General features: G+C 33.4%; 20 protein-coding genes. 4 read left to right on the top strand and 16 right to left on the bottom strand.

All coding sequences use genetic code 11. The features are described 5' to 3' along the window. The first annotated feature begins 255 nt into the window (after positions 1 to 255). Genes G0Q09_RS08240 through G0Q09_RS08225 form a run of 4 tightly spaced genes read left to right on the top strand, consistent with a single transcriptional unit; the run spans position 256 to position 2,818 of the window. Positions 256 to 1,611, top strand: a complete 1,356-nt coding sequence (locus G0Q09_RS08240; RefSeq protein WP_219034527.1) for a hydroxymethylglutaryl-CoA reductase, degradative — start codon at positions 256 to 258, stop codon at positions 1,609 to 1,611. 8 nt (positions 1,612 to 1,619) lie between these two features. Further along, a complete protein-coding gene (locus G0Q09_RS08235) occupies positions 1,620 to 2,051 on the top strand; it encodes a pyrimidine dimer DNA glycosylase/endonuclease V (RefSeq protein ID WP_219034526.1) in 432 nt (143 codons plus the stop codon). After that, positions 2,033 to 2,530, top strand: a complete 498-nt coding sequence (locus tag G0Q09_RS08230; RefSeq protein ID WP_171623750.1) for a YkgJ family cysteine cluster protein — start codon at positions 2,033 to 2,035, stop codon at positions 2,528 to 2,530. The genes G0Q09_RS08235 and G0Q09_RS08230 overlap by 19 nt, the downstream gene beginning before the upstream one ends. Beyond that, entirely contained in the window at positions 2,531 to 2,818 is a 288-nt protein-coding gene (locus tag G0Q09_RS08225; RefSeq protein WP_219034525.1) for a hypothetical protein, read from the top strand. It abuts the gene before it with no gap. A gap of 38 nt (positions 2,819 to 2,856) precedes the next feature. Here G0Q09_RS08225 and G0Q09_RS08220 read toward each other — a convergent pair whose 3' ends face one another. The 16 genes from G0Q09_RS08220 to G0Q09_RS08145 form a co-directional block, all read right to left on the bottom strand. Then, complete coding sequence (locus G0Q09_RS08220; protein WP_219034524.1) at positions 2,857 to 3,306, bottom strand: hypothetical protein; 450 nt, start codon at positions 3,304 to 3,306, stop codon at positions 2,857 to 2,859. 154 nt (positions 3,307 to 3,460) lie between these two features. Next, entirely contained in the window at positions 3,461 to 4,501 is a 1,041-nt protein-coding gene (locus G0Q09_RS08215; protein ID WP_125348909.1) for a PorT family protein, read from the bottom strand. A gap of 29 nt (positions 4,502 to 4,530) precedes the next feature. After that, the gene (locus G0Q09_RS08210) at positions 4,531 to 5,193 is read right to left on the bottom strand and encodes a hypothetical protein (RefSeq protein WP_219034523.1); all 663 of its coding nucleotides are present in this window, start codon (positions 5,191 to 5,193) and stop codon (positions 4,531 to 4,533) included. Further along, positions 5,177 to 5,752 (bottom strand): RNA polymerase sigma factor, encoded by a 576-nt coding sequence (locus G0Q09_RS08205; protein WP_219034522.1) that lies wholly within the window; start codon positions 5,750 to 5,752, stop codon positions 5,177 to 5,179. The genes G0Q09_RS08210 and G0Q09_RS08205 overlap by 17 nt, the downstream gene beginning before the upstream one ends. A gap of 145 nt (positions 5,753 to 5,897) precedes the next feature. Next, entirely contained in the window at positions 5,898 to 6,671 is a 774-nt protein-coding gene (locus G0Q09_RS08200) for a type III pantothenate kinase (protein WP_257468124.1), read from the bottom strand. Further along, the gene (locus tag G0Q09_RS08195) at positions 6,671 to 8,524 is read right to left on the bottom strand and encodes a M1 family metallopeptidase (RefSeq protein WP_219034521.1); all 1,854 of its coding nucleotides are present in this window, start codon (positions 8,522 to 8,524) and stop codon (positions 6,671 to 6,673) included. The genes G0Q09_RS08200 and G0Q09_RS08195 overlap by 1 nt, the downstream gene beginning before the upstream one ends. A gap of 549 nt (positions 8,525 to 9,073) precedes the next feature. Then, complete coding sequence (locus G0Q09_RS08190) at positions 9,074 to 9,721, bottom strand: DUF6266 family protein (RefSeq protein WP_219034520.1); 648 nt, start codon at positions 9,719 to 9,721, stop codon at positions 9,074 to 9,076. A 441-nt stretch (positions 9,722 to 10,162) separates the two neighbouring features. Further along, complete coding sequence (locus G0Q09_RS08185; RefSeq protein WP_219034519.1) at positions 10,163 to 10,372, bottom strand: helix-turn-helix domain-containing protein; 210 nt, start codon at positions 10,370 to 10,372, stop codon at positions 10,163 to 10,165. A 273-nt stretch (positions 10,373 to 10,645) separates the two neighbouring features. Next, the gene (locus G0Q09_RS08180; RefSeq protein ID WP_219034518.1) at positions 10,646 to 12,034 is read right to left on the bottom strand and encodes an NADH-quinone oxidoreductase subunit N; all 1,389 of its coding nucleotides are present in this window, start codon (positions 12,032 to 12,034) and stop codon (positions 10,646 to 10,648) included. A 20-nt stretch (positions 12,035 to 12,054) separates the two neighbouring features. Beyond that, positions 12,055 to 13,473, bottom strand: coding sequence for a complex I subunit 4 family protein (locus tag G0Q09_RS08175; RefSeq protein WP_125348902.1), 1,419 nt, complete (start codon positions 13,471 to 13,473; stop codon positions 12,055 to 12,057). Between the two features lie 7 nt (positions 13,474 to 13,480). Next, a complete protein-coding gene (nuoL, locus tag G0Q09_RS08170) occupies positions 13,481 to 15,373 on the bottom strand; it encodes an NADH-quinone oxidoreductase subunit L (RefSeq protein ID WP_125348901.1) in 1,893 nt (630 codons plus the stop codon). A gap of 2 nt (positions 15,374 to 15,375) precedes the next feature. Then, positions 15,376 to 15,702 (bottom strand): NADH-quinone oxidoreductase subunit NuoK, encoded by a 327-nt coding sequence (gene nuoK, locus G0Q09_RS08165; protein WP_219034517.1) that lies wholly within the window; start codon positions 15,700 to 15,702, stop codon positions 15,376 to 15,378. A 16-nt stretch (positions 15,703 to 15,718) separates the two neighbouring features. After that, entirely contained in the window at positions 15,719 to 16,237 is a 519-nt protein-coding gene (locus G0Q09_RS08160; RefSeq protein ID WP_038333350.1) for an NADH-quinone oxidoreductase subunit J family protein, read from the bottom strand. Then, a complete protein-coding gene (nuoI, locus tag G0Q09_RS08155; RefSeq protein WP_038333352.1) occupies positions 16,237 to 16,737 on the bottom strand; it encodes an NADH-quinone oxidoreductase subunit NuoI in 501 nt (166 codons plus the stop codon). The genes G0Q09_RS08160 and nuoI overlap by 1 nt, the downstream gene beginning before the upstream one ends. 22 nt (positions 16,738 to 16,759) lie before the next feature. Beyond that, positions 16,760 to 17,809, bottom strand: a complete 1,050-nt coding sequence (gene nuoH / locus G0Q09_RS08150) for an NADH-quinone oxidoreductase subunit NuoH (RefSeq protein ID WP_019974862.1) — start codon at positions 17,807 to 17,809, stop codon at positions 16,760 to 16,762. 24 nt (positions 17,810 to 17,833) lie between these two features. Continuing rightward, a complete protein-coding gene (locus tag G0Q09_RS08145; RefSeq protein WP_115002357.1) occupies positions 17,834 to 18,916 on the bottom strand; it encodes an NADH-quinone oxidoreductase subunit G in 1,083 nt (360 codons plus the stop codon). Between the last annotated feature and the right edge of the window lie 3 nt (positions 18,917 to 18,919).

Raw genomic sequence — 18,919 nt, 5'->3', positions numbered from 1 at the left:
TATTGAAATATGGTAAGGTCAAAAATCCTAATGATTTTCCTACATTTCAAATTAATCAAAATAATAATACAATAATATTAAATAAAAACTCTACTTTTAAGTGTTCTTAACAAGGGGAAGATTACAATTCTACATTTATTGTGTTTAACCAAATCCACTACTCTACTAAATCGTTAAAAATTAATCAAAAAACAGAAGAAGTATCTTATAACATTCAAAACGTTTGTACTTTTGTCTTATAAAAAAATATCCAATATGAAGCATCAAGCAGTAGAAGGTTTTTCGAAATTATCGAAAGAAGGAAAAATTGAATGGGTTGTCAATGAATATTTGAATGGCGATGAAAAAGCAATTCAAATCATGAAACAATATTGGAATGATGATGCAGATTTACAAAAACTGCACGACGAATTTTCAGAAAATACAGTTTCTAATTTCTATATGCCGTTTGGTTTAGCACCAAACTTTTTAATCAACGACGAATTATATGCCATTCCAATGGCTGTTGAAGAGTCGTCTGTTGTTGCTGCGGCTTCTAAAGCTGCGAAGTTTTGGCAAACACGTGGTGGTTTCAAAACAACTATTTTATCCACAACAAAATTGGGTCACGTTCATTTTATGTACGAAGGCGACAAAGAAAAGTTACAAAATGCATTTGAAACAACGATTAAAAATCAATTAATCGAAACGACAAATGATATCACAAAAAACATGCGTGCGCGTGGTGGTGGTATTTTAGCTTTGGAATTAATTGATAAAACTGCCGATTTAGAAAACTATTATCAAATAAAAGCGTCTTTCGAAACAATGGATTCGATGGGTGCAAACTTTATCAATTCTTGTTTAGAGCAATTTGCCAAAACATTACGCAACGAGATAGAAGCTGATTCTACTTTTACAGATGATGAAAAAGATTCAGTTCAAATCGTGATGTGTATTTTATCGAATTATACGCCAGATTGTATTGTTCGTGCAGAGGTTTCTTGTCCTGTTGAGCAATTGGCAGAAGGAAATGTAACCTCAGAAGAGTTTGTAGAAAAGTTTTTGTGCGCTGTTCGCATTGCAGAAATAGAACCATATCGTGCAACAACACATAACAAAGGAATTATGAACGGAATTGATGCGGTTGTGATTGCAACAGGTAACGATTTCCGTGCTGTAGAAGCTTGTGCGCATACATATGCGGCGAAAGATGGGCAGTATTCTTCGTTAACACACTGTGAAGTGAAAGATGGAGTTTTTCGTTTTTGGATTGATTTACCAACTGCTCTTGGTACAATTGGTGGATTGACAGCTTTGCATCCGTTAGTAAAATTAGCAATGGGAATTCTTGGGAAACCGAATGCTAAAGAATTGATGGGATTTGTTGCTGTTGCTGGTTTAGCGCAAAACTTTGGTGCATTACGTTCTTTGGTTACAACTGGAATTCAGAAAGGTCACATGAAAATGCACTTAATGAATATCTTGAATCAGTTAGAAGCAACTGAAGAAGAAAAGAAATATTTTGTCAATTATTTTAAAGATAAAACGGTTTCTCATCACAATGTTATCGAAGAGTTTTGCAGATTACGTGGTGTAAAAAATGTAGAAGAGATCAAAAAAGAGAAGTAATCTAACAAATGCGAATTTGGTCTGTTCATCCGAAATATCTCGATGCAAAAGGAATTGTAGCACTTTGGCGCGAAACGCTTTTGGCAAAAAATGTTTTGGAAGGCAATACAAAAGGTTATAAAAATCATCCGCAATTAACTCGTTTCAAAGCAATTGAAAAACCGCTTGAAGCGATTAATCAATATTTAGCAAAAGTTTGGGACGAAGCCACAAGACGAGGATATAATTTTGACCGAAATAAAATTGATTCTGATTTTACAAAGATTAAAATTGAGGTTACAACAGGTCAAATGCAATATGAATTCAACCATTTATTAAAGAAGTTAGAACAAAGAGATCCTGAGCGATTCAAACAATTTGAAAACCTTAAAATGGTTGATTGCGCGGAGATTTTTGAAGTAAAAGAAGGAGAAATAGAAAAATGGGAGATCATTTCTTAGAAGAATATTTTGCGAAAGCAAAAGAAAAACAACGCGAACACAAAAAGTTTTTGGAGAAGTTGAAGAAAAAACCACCTAAAAACTTGGATCAAAAAATGGAAGAAATTCATGAAGATGTTTTCAATCGCATCGATTGTCTTTCTTGTGCGAATTGTTGCAAAACAACGGGTCCGCTTTTTACACAAAAAGATATTGAGCGTTTAGCACATGTTTTTCGTATCAAACCAAGTCAATTTATTGATAAATATTTACGAATTGATGAGGATAACGACTACGTTTTGCAGCAAGTTCCTTGTCCGTTTTTGGATAGTGAAAATTATTGTTTGGTTTATGAAGATCGTCCAAAAGCTTGCCGTGAATATCCACATACAGATCGCAAAAAGTTTTATCAGATTAATCATCTTACCATAAAAAACACGCTAATTTGTCCTGCAACTTATGAAGTTGTGGAACAAATGCAGAAAGAAATAAAAGTATAAATGGAAACACCTCTAAAAATAATCGCATTTAGTATGTTGATATTTCCGACAATTTATCAGGGAATTGCGGGATTTAGAACCAAAGATGCTGCTGTTGTAAAAAAAGTTGCTTGGCGCGCTGTCTTAATGCAAATCATGGGAACGCTTTTGGCTTATTTTATCTTCATAAAAATTGGTCAAGACAAGCAAGTTGCCATTTATGTTGGCTTTATGTTTTTTACGTCGGTCGCCATTTTAGTGCTAATACAAAACATTCTGATTTACTTAAAAAACAATAGTAATAATTAAAAAACGTCGCTCATAGAGCGACGTTTTTTTTAATATCATTAAGCCAATAAATTAACGTATTGCTGTGCTTTTTCGGTCAATTTAGTTTTTACTTCATCATAATTTGAATCAAAAAAACTACGTAATCTGAACTTTGATTTTTTGGTTTGAATAGTTAGAATTTGATTACGATTCAAACGAAAAATATCTTCTTCTTCGTACAAATAATAAATTGCTCGATATGGAATTTCATCTTTTTTGAAAATTGTTCTGATTTCGAACGTTTCTTCTTTTAACGTAAATAAGGTCAAATTAAACGTTAAATCATATAAAATTGACATCGAAGCAAGCAAAGAAATCATGAAAACGCCAATGCGTAAAAAAGGTTCGTCTATCCAAAAATTTCCTCCAAACCAAAAAGCTTTGACAAACGTGAAGTTAACCATCATTAATAATAGAAAAATGATGACGAGAAGAAGTGTTTGCCAACTAAGTTTAGATTTTACCATCTCTCATTGGATTTGTACTAATTTACAATTTTTTTGAACAGGTTTAGAAAATTTTTCTACAAATAAAAAACCTCAGATAAATCTGAGGTTCATTATATTAAAAAAAATGTTATGTTATAAAATTTCAATACTAAAACTATGATTGAGATAATTGTTATAATCCAAGATTTATGCCAAACTGAATCATTTTACGATTATCGAATGTATTATCTTTAAAATAATTATTAAAATCCTTTCTCACAAAGACATCAATCAATCCTAAACCAATTGTTACTTCGGCTCCGTAGATAAAATTATTCACATTATAATTTCCACGATTTTTGCTGCGAACACCATCTCCTTTGTAAATATTATTCGATGATAACAACGTTCCTCCATACATATATGCTGCGATATAGTGTTTTCCTTGCGGACGATATGCAAAATCTTCGGTAATATTTTTGACTTTCGAAAAATTGTATTTAAATCCAACTGGAACCATAAAATAAGCCGAGCGCAACTTCGATTTGTCTAACGATTTGTCATGTTTTATTAAACCAACATCTCCATTTTCATCACGATTAAAACGCATATCATCGTCAATTCTGTAAGTTCTCCAAGAGAATAATGCTCCTGCCAAAAAGTTAACAGGACTTGTTAACGATAATTGTCTTTCGTACATTAAACCCGCTGTAATGTTGCTCGAAAACTTCTCGTGTTTGTTCAATTCCTCATCTTTTTTTCCTGTAAACGCCATGTATCCAAAAGAAGCATAACCGTTAATTTGATTCGCAATTCGGTAACGTTTCGTCACATCTTGTTTCGTTTTTGGCGTAATTGGATCTTCGCCGTTCATAATCGAAAATGCAACTTGTTGTTTGATGATATCATCTAAGTTAAAATTCACTTCCTGAATACGATCATTTATCGTTCCCGAATACACATTTGCAATCGCTTCTTTCTTCGCTGTAGCCTCAGAAGCATTCAGTTTTCCTTCTGCTAATTCTTTGTCAACTGCCGCAATTTTCTTTTCCATTGCAGATTTTTCTTCCTGCACAATTTGACGAATCACTAACGTAAATTCGCTAATGCGATCTTTTACAATTGGACTGATTTTTTCGTCATTTTTATCATTCAAATCAAATGTAAATTTTTGAGCATATAGTGATGTAGCTGATAAGCATAATAATCCTGCTACGATAAGTTTTTTTATCATAATCTTGCTAATTTAGGGATATTAATGTTTTATTTGAAGCCGATAGAAACCACGCGCGATTGGTTTGACTCCTTTAGATTTTCTTTATTTTCGATCGAATACAACAACATATTTGGATCTACAAAATTCTTCTTCTTTTTGTTCACTTTTACAGAATCTAATGTTGTGTTAGCTGCAATATTTTTCTTTGGTTGAGCTTCTGATTTTAACTCTTCTTTCTTCTCTGCAATAGCTTCTTTCTTCGTTGGAAAAGCCATTTCAACTTGTTGAGATTCTTCGTTTATCGCCACTTGAACTTTACCATGTTGAATTGGTTTCTTCTCTTCTTGAGGCTGAATTTCAACTTCTTTTTTAGAAGAATCAATCTTTTCATTATTCGCTAAAATCGATTCTGAAGAATGAACTGTATTAGAATCTGATTGAATTTGTTGCGGATTATTTTGTTCCTGATGATTTACCAATTCTTTTGGTTCATCATTTTTAGATTGATTCGTAAATAAATAAACAGACGTAGTAACTGTAAATAACGCCACAACCGCAGCAGATAACCACCATTTGTAGTTTGATTTTTGTGGTGATGGAGCGACATCCATACGAGCCTGAATTCTGTCCCACGCATCGTGCGAAGGTTTTAGCTCACGATTTTCTAAATCGTTTTTTATATAGTTTGATATTTTATCGTTGTTTTTCATTTGTCATTTTCTTTTTACTTAGAACAATTTCTTTCAGTTTTGCCTTTGCTCGAAACAATTGCGTTTTGCTGGTCGATACCGAAATATTGAGCATTTCTGCAATTTCTTGATGCGAATAATCTTCGAGAATATGAAGATTAAACACCAGTCTATAAGGTTCTGAAAGTTGATCTAACACGTCTTGCACATTAAAATTTAACCATGTTTCTTCTACTTCTTCATCTGCTTCATCATAATTAGAAACTCTTACATCATCAACATAAATCAATGTTTTATTTGCACGTAAAAAAGTTAAACATTCGTTGACCATAATTCGACGCATCCAACCTTCGAAACTTCCTTTATTTTGAAATTTCTCGATATGATTAAAGACTTTACAAAAACCGTTAATCATACAATCTTCTGCATAATGCATGTCTTCGATGTAACTTCTACAAACGCTCAGCATCTTTTTGGAGTTTTGTTCGTAGAGTTCTTTTTGCGCCAAAGCATCGTTCTTTTTTAGTCGATCGACTAAAATTTCTTCTTTACTTTTTCGATTTAGTACAAATAATTTCACGTGTGTTAATTGCTTTCTTACTTAATAGACTCAAGGTTTGTAAAAAGGTTACAGAAAATTAGACATTTTTTTGAAATGATTTGATATAAAATGAAAAAAGCTCGCAATGAGCGAGCTTTTTAATTGTTTTTATCTAAAAATAGATTTATTTCTGAAATGAATCTTTATTCAATTCGTATAATATTTTAAGACCTTTTATTGTGTGTAGACGATCATCGATATCAATTTTATCTGTCAATGATTTGTAAACACCGCCAACTCCTCCTGTTGAAATTACATAAGATTGTTCTCCTTCTTCGGCATTGATACGATCGATCATTCCTTCGACCATACTTAAAAACCCATAAACCATTCCTGATTGCATGCAAGATTCTGTATCTGATCCTAAAACAGTTTTTGGTGCTTTTAGTTCGACTGTTGGTAATTGAGCTGTTTCTCCTACTAAAGAATTTAAGGCAGTAATAATTCCGGGAGCAATTACTACTCCACCGACATTTGCTGATTCGTCTATGCCTAAGAAAGTTAGTGCAGTTCCAAAATCAATGACAATTTTTTTGCCTTGATAATTTTGATAATGTGCAGCTACGGCATTCGCATATAAATCTGTTCCCATTTGGTTTGACTTATGCTTGATTGCTGATGGCGTATTACGATCTACAACCATTGGTTTGAACTTGTGAATCTTTTGTAATGCAATCTTAACGCTTGCTGTAAGTGGTGGTACAACCGAACCTATCACAATATCTGTAATATCATTTTTCGAAATTCCGAAAGGCTCGTACATGTTCGAGAATTTTGCAAAAAACTCGTATTCGGTACGGTAAGGTTTTGAATTGATTGTCCATGTAATAATCTCCGTTTCACTTTTGAAAACTGCGAAACGAAGATTAGTATTTCCAATATTTACTGCTAATAACATTATTTTGTAAATACGTTATTTTTATCGTTTACATCTGCCAAACGTTTTGTTGGATCGATGGTAACTTGTTTAACTTCTTTCGAAACTTTAACATCATAGGTAGGTTTTGTCCAGAACCAATCTTCTAAAATAATTCTTTTTGCACCTTGGTATTCTACTAAGTTTTCTGCTGGTTTTTCTCCACGCATTTCACGTAAAGGAATGTAGAATAATTCTTTTGAGCCATCTGTATATTCTACCAACAAATCGATAGGCATTGCAAAATCTGATTTGTTTGCAATTGTGATTGTGTTTCCGTTTACAGCTTCTACAGCGTAATCAATTTTGCGTGTTGTGTTCAAGAATAAATTGAAGTACCATTTAAGATTAATTCCAGAAACTTCTTCTGCTACACGTTTGAAATCATTCCCTGATGGATGTTTGAATTTCCATTGTTTATAGAATTCTAGGAATGTTTTGTTTAAATTATCATTTCCAATAATATATCCTAATTGAATTGCTAAAACTTGACCTTTGTAATATGCTTCTAAAGAGTATGCATAGTTTGTATTATAATAGTCTGCTAATAAACTTGCAGGTTCTTCTTTACCAGAAAGTGCTAAATTAATATATCCTTTGTAGGCATCTGGATTTGGATTAGAAGGCATTACTTTTAATTTATCTACAACATTAAGGTGCGCCATTTGCTCTACATATGATGTAAAACCTTCGTCGAACCATTCGTTGTATGTTTCATTGATACCAAATAATTGTTGGTACCAAGAGTGAGCTGCTTCGTGGAAAATAGTTCCGATTAAGCTATTTAAATTACTTCCTCCAGCAATTAAAGTTGCAGTACCATATTCCATACCACCGTCACCACCTTGAATGATTGAATATGTTTTCCAAGGATATTCGCCAAAGTGTTCAGAATTATAATCGAAGAAACCTAATGCGTAAGGCATTGCTTGTTTCCATGCAGAAGATTTATCATTGTCTTGGTAAACTAAATATACCTCAACACCATGCTTTGATTTTGCATGTTCTACAATAAATTCTTTGTCTGCAGCCCAAACAAAATCGTGAATATTTTCAGCTTTGAAATTCCAAGCTACTTTTCCATTCTTTGTTTTGATTGTTGGATTTTTTACATAACCTTTTACACTATTAGGGTCTTGTAATTCTCCTGAAGCTCCGATTACATAATCTTTATCGATGTTAATTGTGACATCAAAATTACCAAAAGGCGCAAAAAATTCGCGACCAATGTATTCATCTAAATGCCATCCTTCTGGATCGAATTCTGCCATTTTAGGATACCATTGTGCCATAGAAAATTCTACACCATCTTTCGAATTACGTCCAGAACGACGAATTTGTTCGGGAACTTGTGCATTCCAAACCATATCGAAAGTAGAAGTTTGTCCTTCTGCAATTGGTTTTGCTAATGTAACTTCTAAGATTGTTCCGTCTACTTTATATGAAACGGCTTTACCATCTTGTTTAAGAGATGTTACTTTTTGATAACCAATTTGATCTGGTTTTAATTCAGAAATACGGCTAACATATTTAGGATTTTCTTTTGTTCCGATATTTGTTGCCATTCTTTTATCAGGATCTGAAATGTTTTGTAAACGATTATCCATCATACTTCCTGGTTGAAAAGCATTAAAATATAAATGAAAATAAACTTTATTCAGGCTTTGACCTGAATTGTTGGTGTATTTCAATTGCATTTTTCCATCGTATTGATATGATTTTTCTTTCATATCAACATCTATTTTATAATCTACCTTTTGTTGCCAATATCCTTTACGTTGTGCAAAAGCTAATTGAACCAAACATAAGCAGATTAGTAAAGTGAATTTTCTCATTTCTAACTAATCATTAAACTTTAACTTCAAAAATACAAAAAAGATTGAGATTAAGGTGAAGGTTGGGGGTTGGTTGTTTTTATTTAGTTAACAACCTTCTGTTACTTTTTTTATTCATTGAATATCTATTTTAATTAATTGGTATTCATATGCCCTTCGGGGAACAGTCAAAAAAAGTAACCAAAAAAGACTTGGCTGTAAATCGATTGGACTAAAAATGGTTTTCGCTTCGCTAAAGATTTTAAAAACTCTACGAGCTAAAATCTTTTTAACGCTGCTCTTCAATCATTTTCTTAACGTCATCGATTTAATGCCAATTTTTTGATTTGGAATTTGATTAGAAAATAATGTGAAGCTGAAATGAATTTAGCTTGATAAGTTAGGGTTTACACTCTTCTATGCCCTCTCGAGAGGGATTTTTTTTTGTGTCTTTGGTGAAGTTTTTTCTTTTGATAAAAAAAGAAAAACCGTTTGTATCTTGGACATCAACTTATGTGATTTGTTATGATATAAACGGTTTTTTCTCTCTTTTCTGAATCATAGTCAATGTTAGTTTACTATGATTTTTCCTACGTAAACAGAATTAGATGCAAATAGGTTTTCTGGATTGACAAAGGCAATCCATATATGTAATTCTTTACCTTGATATCTTGGTAATAAACTTAGTTGATATGTTAAGTCTACACGGATTGCATTGGTTTGAAAAAACTGGGTTCCTACATTAAGGTCGTTGTCTTCTGCAAGTAATGCCACCATGTAATCTGTTTCGCCATTAGAGCCCATGGAGTTGTTTTCCCAATCGATCTGAATTGTTAACGGAGTTGGAGAACTGATGGCTAAGGGTTGTAGATCTATTCCTTTTCCTTTTGAAAATTGAATTTGATGATAATTAGGTAGTATTTGTAAATTATCCATATCACAGACTAATGCATTCATGACATTGCTCATTGCAGAATTGTATGTGGAACGTAATCCTACTTTTGTTCCGAAAAATGCTTTTGCATATTCTTTGTAACTCGCAAGAAATAAGACTGATTTGTTGAAACGTTCTTTGATTAATGCTTGTTTTGGAGTTGGTGCTTTTGATAATTTTTTAGGACGAATGCGTGATATTTCGTAACCGTTGACATTTGCGACTACTATTCGACCTGTACGACCGGATGTACCTGAAATGATACTGTCAATAACTTTACCCATACTTTTTGGTTTTAAATGTTTTACTTGATTTTTAATTTCTATGGTGAAGTTCGTAATGGATATCCGTATTAATTCAATTATTGCATACAAATGGAAACATTTGGAATGATTTGCAATGCTTTGGAATGAAATGTACTTATTTGTATTCGTCTGTATATTTCTGTGGTTGTGCTGTGGTTGTTCTGTTGATAAGTACCGCAGCGCTTCGGTGTTTGTTCGGTGTTTGTGTGGTTGTAGTGGTTTTGTTTTACATTTGATTTACACTCTCCTGACCTCTTTCAAACGGGGAAGTTTTTCTTTTTGGTTAAATCTTCTGTCTCTTTTTTTGTCTAAAAAAGGATTCAAAAAAAGAATTGGTTGTTAATTGTTATCTTTAATGATGATCTTATTGAGTATTATTAAATTTATTATAAATAAAAAGAGGCTTAAAAGCCTCTTGATTTATTTGAGTAATTGATTGATTATTGCTTGGTAAACTTCGTGTCTTAAGTAGACGTTTCGACCAAAATAATTGTAGGCTTTTAAAAGGTTTTTCTTTCTGTAATTGTATAATGTACTTTTGCAAATTTTTAGGTATTGCAATACATCCTCCTCTTCCATTAGGTACAAATCTAAAGAACTAATGTTTCCTTCTGCAAATGCTTGTTGCATTTTATTGATTTCTTCTGCTAATTGTTGAAACTAATTGACTGAGTTAAACGCTTGACTTTTCATCTGAAGAATCGTAAGATTTACTCTAAAGATAAATTGATTATCGAAATGATTTTATGGGTTTTAACTTTATTTATCAATAATGTGTTGTTGATAAGTTAGGGTTTACACTCTTTGCAAAATAATCCCATATAAAAAAAAGCTCGTGTCAAGTACTTGACACGAGCTTTTAAATAATAAATAATAAAAAACTATATAATAATCATTCTCCAATTACCACATTGGCGTTTGTAAAAATGACGATAATATTCCTGGAAAAATTCCCATCACAATTAAGATTACCATTCCGATAATTAAAAGGAAATTTGTTAACCCGTCTTGTGTTTTTAATTTGTTTTTCCCTTTTTTGAAATACATGTAGTTGATGATTTTGAAGTAATAATACATACTCAAAACTGCCATAACCAATGCAATTACAATCAAAAATAGGTTTTTATCGTTTGTTCCTCCAATACTCAACGCCATAAATTTCGCAAAGAAACCTCCTGTTAATGGAATACCTGCTAATGAAATTAATGAAATTGTCATCGCTGCTGCTAAAACTGGATTTGCTTTTCCTAAACCAATGAAACTCTCAAATTTTGGATTTTTGAATTGATCAATCGCATAGAAAATAATGAAGTTCGCAACTGAATAAGCAATCGTATAGAACATCAAAGCCTCTTTAGAAGCTGAATTGATATTGAACAAAACAAATAACATGAAACCTGCTTGCGCGATTGATGAATAAGCCATCAAACGTTTGACAGATTTTTGAGAAACTGCTCCGAAGTTTCCGATAAATAACGTCAAAATGATAATTGACGCGAATAATAAACGGTAATATTCGGCATATTCTACATTTGTTGGGAATGATTTTAGGACTAAAATAAATCCTAAAAATGATCCTCCTTTGATGATTGTCGACATAAACGATGTAAACACAGTTGGTGTTCCGTCGTAAACGTCTGGTGTCCATGCGTGGAACGGTGCTGCAGAAACTTTGAAACAAAATGCGAAGATGATTAAACACCATCCTGCGTAATAAATTGTTTCGAAATCTTTGTTATAGTTTACCAATTGATCAACCATAAAAGTTCCTGTTGCGCCGTACAAAAATGTTACACCTAACATCAAAATTCCTGTTGAGAAAGCTCCCATCAAGAAATATTTTACAGAAGCTTCTGTACTTCTAAGACTTTCTTTGTTTGTTCCTGCAATAATGTACATTGGAATTGACATTAATTCGATTCCTAAGAACATAATTACTAAGTTGTGGAATTGTGCTAAAACTGCGATTCCTGTAAAAGAGAAGAAAATTAAGGCATAATATTCTGCCACATGTTTTCCTACTTTTCCAAACGAATCTTTGTTCAACAATAAGTAAAAAATTGCCAATCCTGCCAATGCGATAAAGAACGAAACGCCGTAAAGCGATTGTCCAATCATATTATCGAATTTTCCTGCGAACATTGAGCAACCTTTCAAGTCGAAAATTCCTCCTACAATCATTCCGAAAAACAGAACAACAGAAAGTATATTTAAGGCACGATTATTTTTGATGTAGAATCCACTAAACATCAAAATAATACCTGAAAGTGCTGATAAAATAATCGTATTCATATCTATTTATTCAAAAATGATTAATGTGCTAATAAATTAAAAATTGGTGTTGGATAAACTCCTAAAATAATCACGATGATTGCGATTACAGAAATAACTGCAATTGGTCCAAAACCTCCTTTTTGAGCATCTTTTTGTTTGATGTTTTTCACTTCTCCAAACAATAATGCGCTTGATAATCTCAACGTATAAACGGCAGATAAAATAACACCTAAACAAGCTACTACACATAAAACTGGATTGTGTGTAAATAATGCAGAAAGCATCATAAACTCTCCGATGAATGAGCTTGTCAATGGTAATGCTACGTTTGCTAAACCGAATATCATGAATAAGATAGATAATGTTGGATCAACTTTTGCTAAACCACCAATCGATTTGATGTCTGTCAAATCATATTTTCTTTCCATAATATCTACACATAACCATAATCCTAAAACAACTAAACCATGTGAAAACATTTGGAAATAAGCTCCTGCTACACCATTTGCTAATTCAGAAAATAATGACACAAAAATTAAAGCTAAGTGAGCAATCGAGCTATATGCAATAATTTTCTTCACATTTTTTGCACTCAAAGCTATTAACGAGGCATAAACTAATCCGAAAATTGCTAAATAAGTAATGTATTTGAACAATTCTGAAATCGTTGGAAACATTCCCAAATACCAAGTAACCACTGCAAATAATCCCATTTTCGCCATCAAAGCTGAAAGTACAACTGTTAATGGAGTTGGTGATGTTTTATAGATTGTTGGTTGCCATGTATGAAATGGAAAGATTGGAATTTTAATCACAAAAGCGATTAAGAATAACAATGCCAACGCTGTGTTTGTTGAATAATGCGGTCCTGTAACTTGTACAACATCTGTTAATAAAAATGATGCTGGTTGTAAGAAAAATCCGATGTAAATAATTCCTCCTAACATAAACATCGATCCTAAAATCGTATATAAGAAGAATGTCATATTTGCGCGAATTTTGTCTTTTCCAATTCCAAATAATCCGATTAAGAAATAAACTGGAATTAAGACAACTTCCCAGAAGAAATAGAATAAAATTAAATCTTCTGCTAAGAAAACTCCGTTTAATCCTGCTAAAGTGATTAACAATAATCCATAGAATGTATTGCTATATTTTTGTTTTGTTGTTGATAAATAAACAAAAAGAGCTAAGTAAGTAAGGTTAGTTAATAGAATCATTAATCCTCCCAAACCTTGAGCATTTAACGCGAAATAAGTTTTAACGCTGTTGAAATTGAACCATTGTGTTTGAAACGTTAACTCGTTGTTTCCACCTTTGCAAGTGATAAACAAGTACAACGCCAACAACGCTCCACCAACGAATGCTCCTAACCATCTTTGTGGTTTTTGACCTTGCATTAATAGCATAAAAACTCCTACTATTAATGGTAAAATGATAAATAAAGATAAAAGCATTACTAACCTATTTTGAAATTAAATACCCCATAAAAAAGATTGCGATACCTGCCACGATTCCTACAACCATTAGCATAATATAGAATCCTACATTTCCGTTTTGTAGCTGACGTACATTTTTTGATGCGCGACCAGAAACAGTTCCAACTCCTAAAACAAAAGCTGCAATTCCTGCTTTTTCTACATATTTTTTCAAGACATCACCCAACTCGAACAATGGTTTTACAATTGCATTGTCATATAACTCGTCGATGTACCATTTGTCTTCAAAGAATTTTGCAATTCCTGTTGCTTCACCATCTACATGGTTTGTGTATTTCTTGATTGCATAATAAATTGCACCAAGTACACAAAGTAATAAAGCTCCCATCATCATCCATTCTGTTGCATGAGAAACATGATGAGCTTCTCCGATTGATACAACTCCACTTAAGAAAGTTTGAAGTTTATGTCCGTCTTGCATAAACAACGCTGGAATTCCGATATAACCTGCAAAAACAGAAAGAACTGCTAAGATGATTAATGGAATTGTCATTGCAGCTGGACTTTCATGCGGATGAGCTTCTTTATCTCTTAAATCTCCTAAGAAAGTCATTGCATATAAACGGAACATATAGAATGCTGTCATCACAGAAACGATAAATCCGATTCCGTAAACAACTGGATTAGAAACAAACATTCCTAATAACATTTCGTCTTTCGAGAAGAAACCTGATAAACCTGGAATACCAGCGATTGCCAAACATCCAATCAAGAAAGTGATATGTGTAATTTTCATGTATTTGCTCAAACCTCCCATTTTGCGCATATCTTGCTCGTGGTGCATTCCGTGAATTACAGAACCTGCCCCTAAGAATAATAATGCTTTGAAAAATGCATGCGTCATTACGTGGAAAACTGCTGCGATATACGCTCCAGATCCAATTGCTGCGAACATTAATCCTAATTGAGAAACTGTAGAATAAGCCAATACTTTTTTGATATCGTTTTGACGCATTGCAATCGTTGCAGTAACAAAAGCTGTTGCAATTCCTACGTACTGAATAACTTGTAATGTGATTGGCGCTGCCGAAAATAATTCGTTGCAACGTGTAATCATAAAGATACCTGCCGTTACCATTGTTGCAGCGTGAATAAGTGCTGAAACTGGCGTTGGTCCTGCCATCGCGTCTGGTAACCAAGTAAATAATGGTAATTGAGCCGATTTACCTGTTGCTGCTAAGAATAACAATAATGTGATTCCTGTTAATACAAAACCTGTAAATGCAGATGGATCAATTGCTAATTGGCTGAATACTTTTACATATTCTAACGTTCCAAATTCTTTGAAAATCCAAAACATTGCCAATAAGAATCCAACATCTCCAATACGGTTCATGATGAAAGCTTTCTTTGCTGCTTTGATATATTCTGGATTTGTAAACCAAAAACCAATTAATAAGAATGAACAAAGTCCAACTCCTTCCCATCCAATAAACATCATTACGAAATTGTTTCCCATCACAAGAATCAACATGAAGAAGATGAATAAATTTAGGTAAGAAAAGAATTTTGCAAATCCTTTGTCTTCGCTCATGTAAGCCGAGCTGTACACGTGAATTAAAAATCCAACTCCTGTAATAATTAACAAAAACAAACTCGTTAATGCATCAATTTGAAATGCAAACGGAACTTGTAAAGTTGGAATATTGATAATATCAAATGCCTTAAAAATTAATGGTTGTGCATCTGCTCCTGATGGAACTGACATAAAAACCATGATTGATAAAATGAAACTTGCCAAAACTGCTCCACTTCCGATGAAAGTCACTAAGCTTTTAGAAAGTACATTTCGTCCTAAACCGTTAATTAAAAATCCGATGAATGGAATCAAAGGAATTAACCATATATACTGCTCCATTCTTAACCTTTTAAACGATTTAACACATTAATATCTACCGAGTATACTTTGCGGAACAATAAAATTATCACTGATAATCCTACAGCAACCTCAGCCGCAGCCACAACCATAATAAAGAATACTAAAAGTTGTGCATCTGTTCCTTTTTCTAATGCTGGATTTGCATGATAGTGCATTTTTGAGAACGCTACTAACAACAAATTCACAGAATTTAACATCAATTCTATACACATAAAAATGACAATTGCGTTACGACGTAGCATAACACCTGCCATTCCTATTCCGAATAGGATTAATGATAAAGTAATATAATAACTGATTGGTAACATCTTTTACTTTTTATATTTAATCCAATAATTCTTCGTCCTTTTTCGATAACATCACCGCTCCAATCATTGCAGAAATAAACAAAATACTGCTCAACTCGAATGGTAAAACATATTCTGAATATAACAATGATCCTAAGTTGTGAATCAATCCTAAATCACCTGTTCCCATTTCTACAGCTGTGTTTGCAGAAGCTTGATTTTGTGAGAAAATACCAATTGTCAAGGCAACAAATAACAAAGAGATTAAACTCGCTGCTAATATTTTTGCTGGTCGACCAAATGATTTCTTTTCACTATTCAAGTTCATCAACATCACCACGAATAAGAACAATACCATAATTGCTCCGGCATAGACAATGACATTTACAATTGCCAAAAACTGTGCGTTTAGCAATACATAATGTCCGCTGATGCAGAAGAATGTTACGATTAAATATAAAATGGAATGTACAGGATTTTTACTGAACACCATTAGTAGCGCACTTAACACCGTTAAGCTCGACAAAACATAGAATAAAATGATAGGTAATTCCATTAATTTGTAGCTTTTTTCGGGATTAATAAATCTTCTTTCGAATAGATAAAGTTTTGACGTTTGAAACTTGCTGGTGGAACTGTTTGCGATAAATAAACAGCATCTTTTGGACAAGCTTCTTCACAGAATCCACAGAAAATACAACGTAACATGTTAATTTCATATTTCGCTGCATATTTTTCTTCGCGGTAAAGATTTTCTTCACCAGGAAGTCTTTCTGCTGCTTCCATTGTAATCGCTTCTGCTGGACAAGCCAAAGCACAAAGTCCACAAGCCGTACAATTTTCGCGATCTTCTTCATCTCTATTCAAAACGTGTAATCCTCTAAATACAGGACTAAACGGTCTTTGTTTTTCTGGATAACTAATTGTTGCTTTCTTCGAAAAGAAGTGCTTCAATGTAATCATCAACCCTTTTGCGATAGAAATCAAATAGATACTTTCCCAAAAAGTAAGGGGTTTACGTTCTACTTGTTTTACTCTATTTGTAATTGGTTTCATACTTTTAATGATTTTGATGATTCTACTTGTTTAATAATAAAATCACTAAGCCTGTAATTAACATATTGATTAATGCTAAAGGCAATAATTTTTTCCAACCTAAATCCATTAATTGGTCATATCTGAAACGAGGAATCGTCCAACGCACCCACATATAGAAGAAGATGAAGAAACAAGCTTTACCGAATAATGAAAGGAAATTAAGAATTGCCGTTCCATTCACTCCGATAGAGTTTACTAATGTTGCATCGTCTACAAATGGGATATCGTATCCACCAAAATAGATGGTAGAAATTACTACAGAACTGATAAACATGTTGATGTATTCTGCGAATAAGAAGAATCCCATCTTCATCGAAGAATATTCTGAGTGATAACCTCCAATTAACTCATTTTCTGCTTCTGGTAAATCGAACGGAGTACGGTTAGTTTCTGCGAACGAACAAACCAAGAAAATAATAAATCCTAATGGTTGTAATAAGATAAACCACGCATGCTCTTGTTGATAATGTACAATATCACTCAATTTTAAAGAACCTGTCATCATCAAAATTGTGATTAACACTATTCCCATCGGTAATTCGTACGAAATAATCTGCGAAGCTGCACGCAAACCTCCCATTAAAGAGTATTTGTTGTTCGATGCCCAAGCACCAATCATAATTCCATAAACACCTAAACTTAATACACCTAAAATGTATAAAAATCCGATGTTAACATCTGCAATTTGAGGAACAACTACACGATCTCCAATCTCGAAAGCTGTCGACCATGGAATAACTGCACCTGTCATACAAGCTACAATCATTGCCAAAGATGGACCTAAGATGAATAAAAATTTATTCGAATCTTTTGGTGTAATTTCCTCTTTCGAGAATAATTTTAAACCATCGGCAAGCGGTTGTAATAAACCAAAAATACCTGCACGGTTTGGTCCGATACGATCTTGTAAGAATGCTGCAACTTTACGCTCAGCCCAAGTAGAGTACATGGCAACAACTAATGCAAAACCAATCATTACGCCTACTAAAGCTAACTTTTCTAATGCATCAGCAATAAATTCTTCTGTCATTTTGTTAATTTTATTTACGAATGATTAATCTTTAAAATCTTTACTTGTTGCTGGTCCATCAATTTTAGATAAATCACGATTTGGTTCATTTACTTCTGAAACCGAGTGAATATCTAATAAAATCTTTGGATCGCGTTTGATTACTTTCGGAAGTGTTTCTTTTGGCTCCACTTTATTCTCAAAGTAATGACCTTGACGAACAACAGAATCTTTAGAAATTTCTGATGGTTTTTCTAACGTCCAATCGTTGATATCTTTTTTATCGAAACGACATGTGTTACAAATCCAATCTTTTACTTCGTTAAATTCATCTTTGCGAGCTGTTACACGGAAAACTTCGTTTCCACGGAACCACACTTGTGCTTTACCAGAACAAGTCGGACAATCGCGATGTGCATCAACTGGTTTCAAGAACCAAACACGATTTTTGAAACGGAACGTTTTATCTGTTAGAGCTCCAACTGGACAAACATCAATAATATTTCCGATGAATTCGTTATCTAAACTTTTGTTGATATGAGTTGAAATTTCTGCGTGATCTCCACGATTCATTACACCATGCTCACGACAACCTGTGATTTGATCCGCAGTTTTTACACAACGATAACATAAAATGCATCGGTTCATGTTCAACTGAATATTTGGACCTAAATCTTCTTTTGGGAATGTACGACGATCAAATTCGTAACGTGTTGCTTCTGCTCCGTGCTCGTAACTTAAATCTTGTAATTTACATTCTCCTGCTTGATCACATACTGGACAATCTAAAGGATGGTTGATTAATAATAATTCAACAATACCTTTACGTGCCTCAACTGTACGCTCAGACGTTTTATTGCCTACAACCATTCCGTCCATAACTGTTGTACGACAAGACGGAACCAATTTTGGCATTGGACGAGGATCTGCTTCACTTCCTTTTGATACTTCTACCAAACATGTTCTACAGTTTCCTCCTGTATTTTCTAATTTACCGTAGTAACACATCGCTGGAGGTGCTACTTCTTTACCAACCATACGAGCGGCTTGAAGGATCGTTGTTCCCGCAGGTACTTCAATCGTTTCGTTATCGATGGTAACTTTAAATAATGGTGTTTCTTCTGCCATCTT

It is taken from the genome of Empedobacter falsenii, from assembly GCF_019308355.1.
Taxonomy (GTDB): Bacteria; Bacteroidota; Bacteroidia; order Flavobacteriales; family Weeksellaceae; genus Empedobacter; species Empedobacter falsenii_B.
The sequence above is the reverse complement of the archived record's forward strand: the minus strand, read 5'-3'. Positions and strand labels throughout refer to the sequence as shown.

Excerpts from the sequence above, each read along its gene's own strand:
- G0Q09_RS08235 (WP_219034526.1), top strand. The coding sequence starts at position 1,620 with ATGCGAATTTGGTCTGTTCATCCGAAATATCTCGATGCAAAAGGAATT.
- nuoI (WP_038333352.1), bottom strand. The coding sequence starts at position 16,737 with ATGAAACCAATTACAAATAGAGTAAAACAAGTAGAACGTAAACCCCTT.
- G0Q09_RS08145 (WP_115002357.1), bottom strand. The coding sequence starts at position 18,916 with ATGGCAGAAGAAACACCATTATTTAAAGTTACCATCGATAACGAAACG.
- G0Q09_RS08195 (WP_219034521.1), bottom strand. The coding sequence starts at position 8,524 with ATGAGAAAATTCACTTTACTAATCTGCTTATGTTTGGTTCAATTAGCT.
- G0Q09_RS08200 (WP_257468124.1), bottom strand. The coding sequence starts at position 6,671 with ATGTTATTAGCAGTAAATATTGGAAATACTAATCTTCGTTTCGCAGTT.
- G0Q09_RS08190 (WP_219034520.1), bottom strand. The coding sequence starts at position 9,721 with ATGGGTAAAGTTATTGACAGTATCATTTCAGGTACATCCGGTCGTACA.
- G0Q09_RS08185 (WP_219034519.1), bottom strand. The coding sequence starts at position 10,372 with ATGCAACAAGCATTTGCAGAAGGAAACATTAGTTCTTTAGATTTGTAC.
- G0Q09_RS08230 (WP_171623750.1), top strand. The coding sequence starts at position 2,033 with ATGGGAGATCATTTCTTAGAAGAATATTTTGCGAAAGCAAAAGAAAAA.
- nuoK (WP_219034517.1), bottom strand. The coding sequence starts at position 15,702 with ATGTTACCAATCAGTTATTATATTACTTTATCATTAATCCTATTCGGA.
- nuoH (WP_019974862.1), bottom strand. The coding sequence starts at position 17,809 with ATGACAGAAGAATTTATTGCTGATGCATTAGAAAAGTTAGCTTTAGTA.
- G0Q09_RS08215 (WP_125348909.1), bottom strand. The coding sequence starts at position 4,501 with ATGATAAAAAAACTTATCGTAGCAGGATTATTATGCTTATCAGCTACA.
- G0Q09_RS08180 (WP_219034518.1), bottom strand. The coding sequence starts at position 12,034 with ATGAATACGATTATTTTATCAGCACTTTCAGGTATTATTTTGATGTTT.
- G0Q09_RS08240 (WP_219034527.1), top strand. The coding sequence starts at position 256 with ATGAAGCATCAAGCAGTAGAAGGTTTTTCGAAATTATCGAAAGAAGGA.
- G0Q09_RS08175 (WP_125348902.1), bottom strand. The coding sequence starts at position 13,473 with ATGCTTTTATCTTTATTTATCATTTTACCATTAATAGTAGGAGTTTTT.
- G0Q09_RS08160 (WP_038333350.1), bottom strand. The coding sequence starts at position 16,237 with ATGGAATTACCTATCATTTTATTCTATGTTTTGTCGAGCTTAACGGTG.
- G0Q09_RS08210 (WP_219034523.1), bottom strand. The coding sequence starts at position 5,193 with ATGAAAAACAACGATAAAATATCAAACTATATAAAAAACGATTTAGAA.
- G0Q09_RS08225 (WP_219034525.1), top strand. The coding sequence starts at position 2,531 with ATGGAAACACCTCTAAAAATAATCGCATTTAGTATGTTGATATTTCCG.
- G0Q09_RS08220 (WP_219034524.1), bottom strand. The coding sequence starts at position 3,306 with ATGGTAAAATCTAAACTTAGTTGGCAAACACTTCTTCTCGTCATCATT.
- nuoL (WP_125348901.1), bottom strand. The coding sequence starts at position 15,373 with ATGGAGCAGTATATATGGTTAATTCCTTTGATTCCATTCATCGGATTT.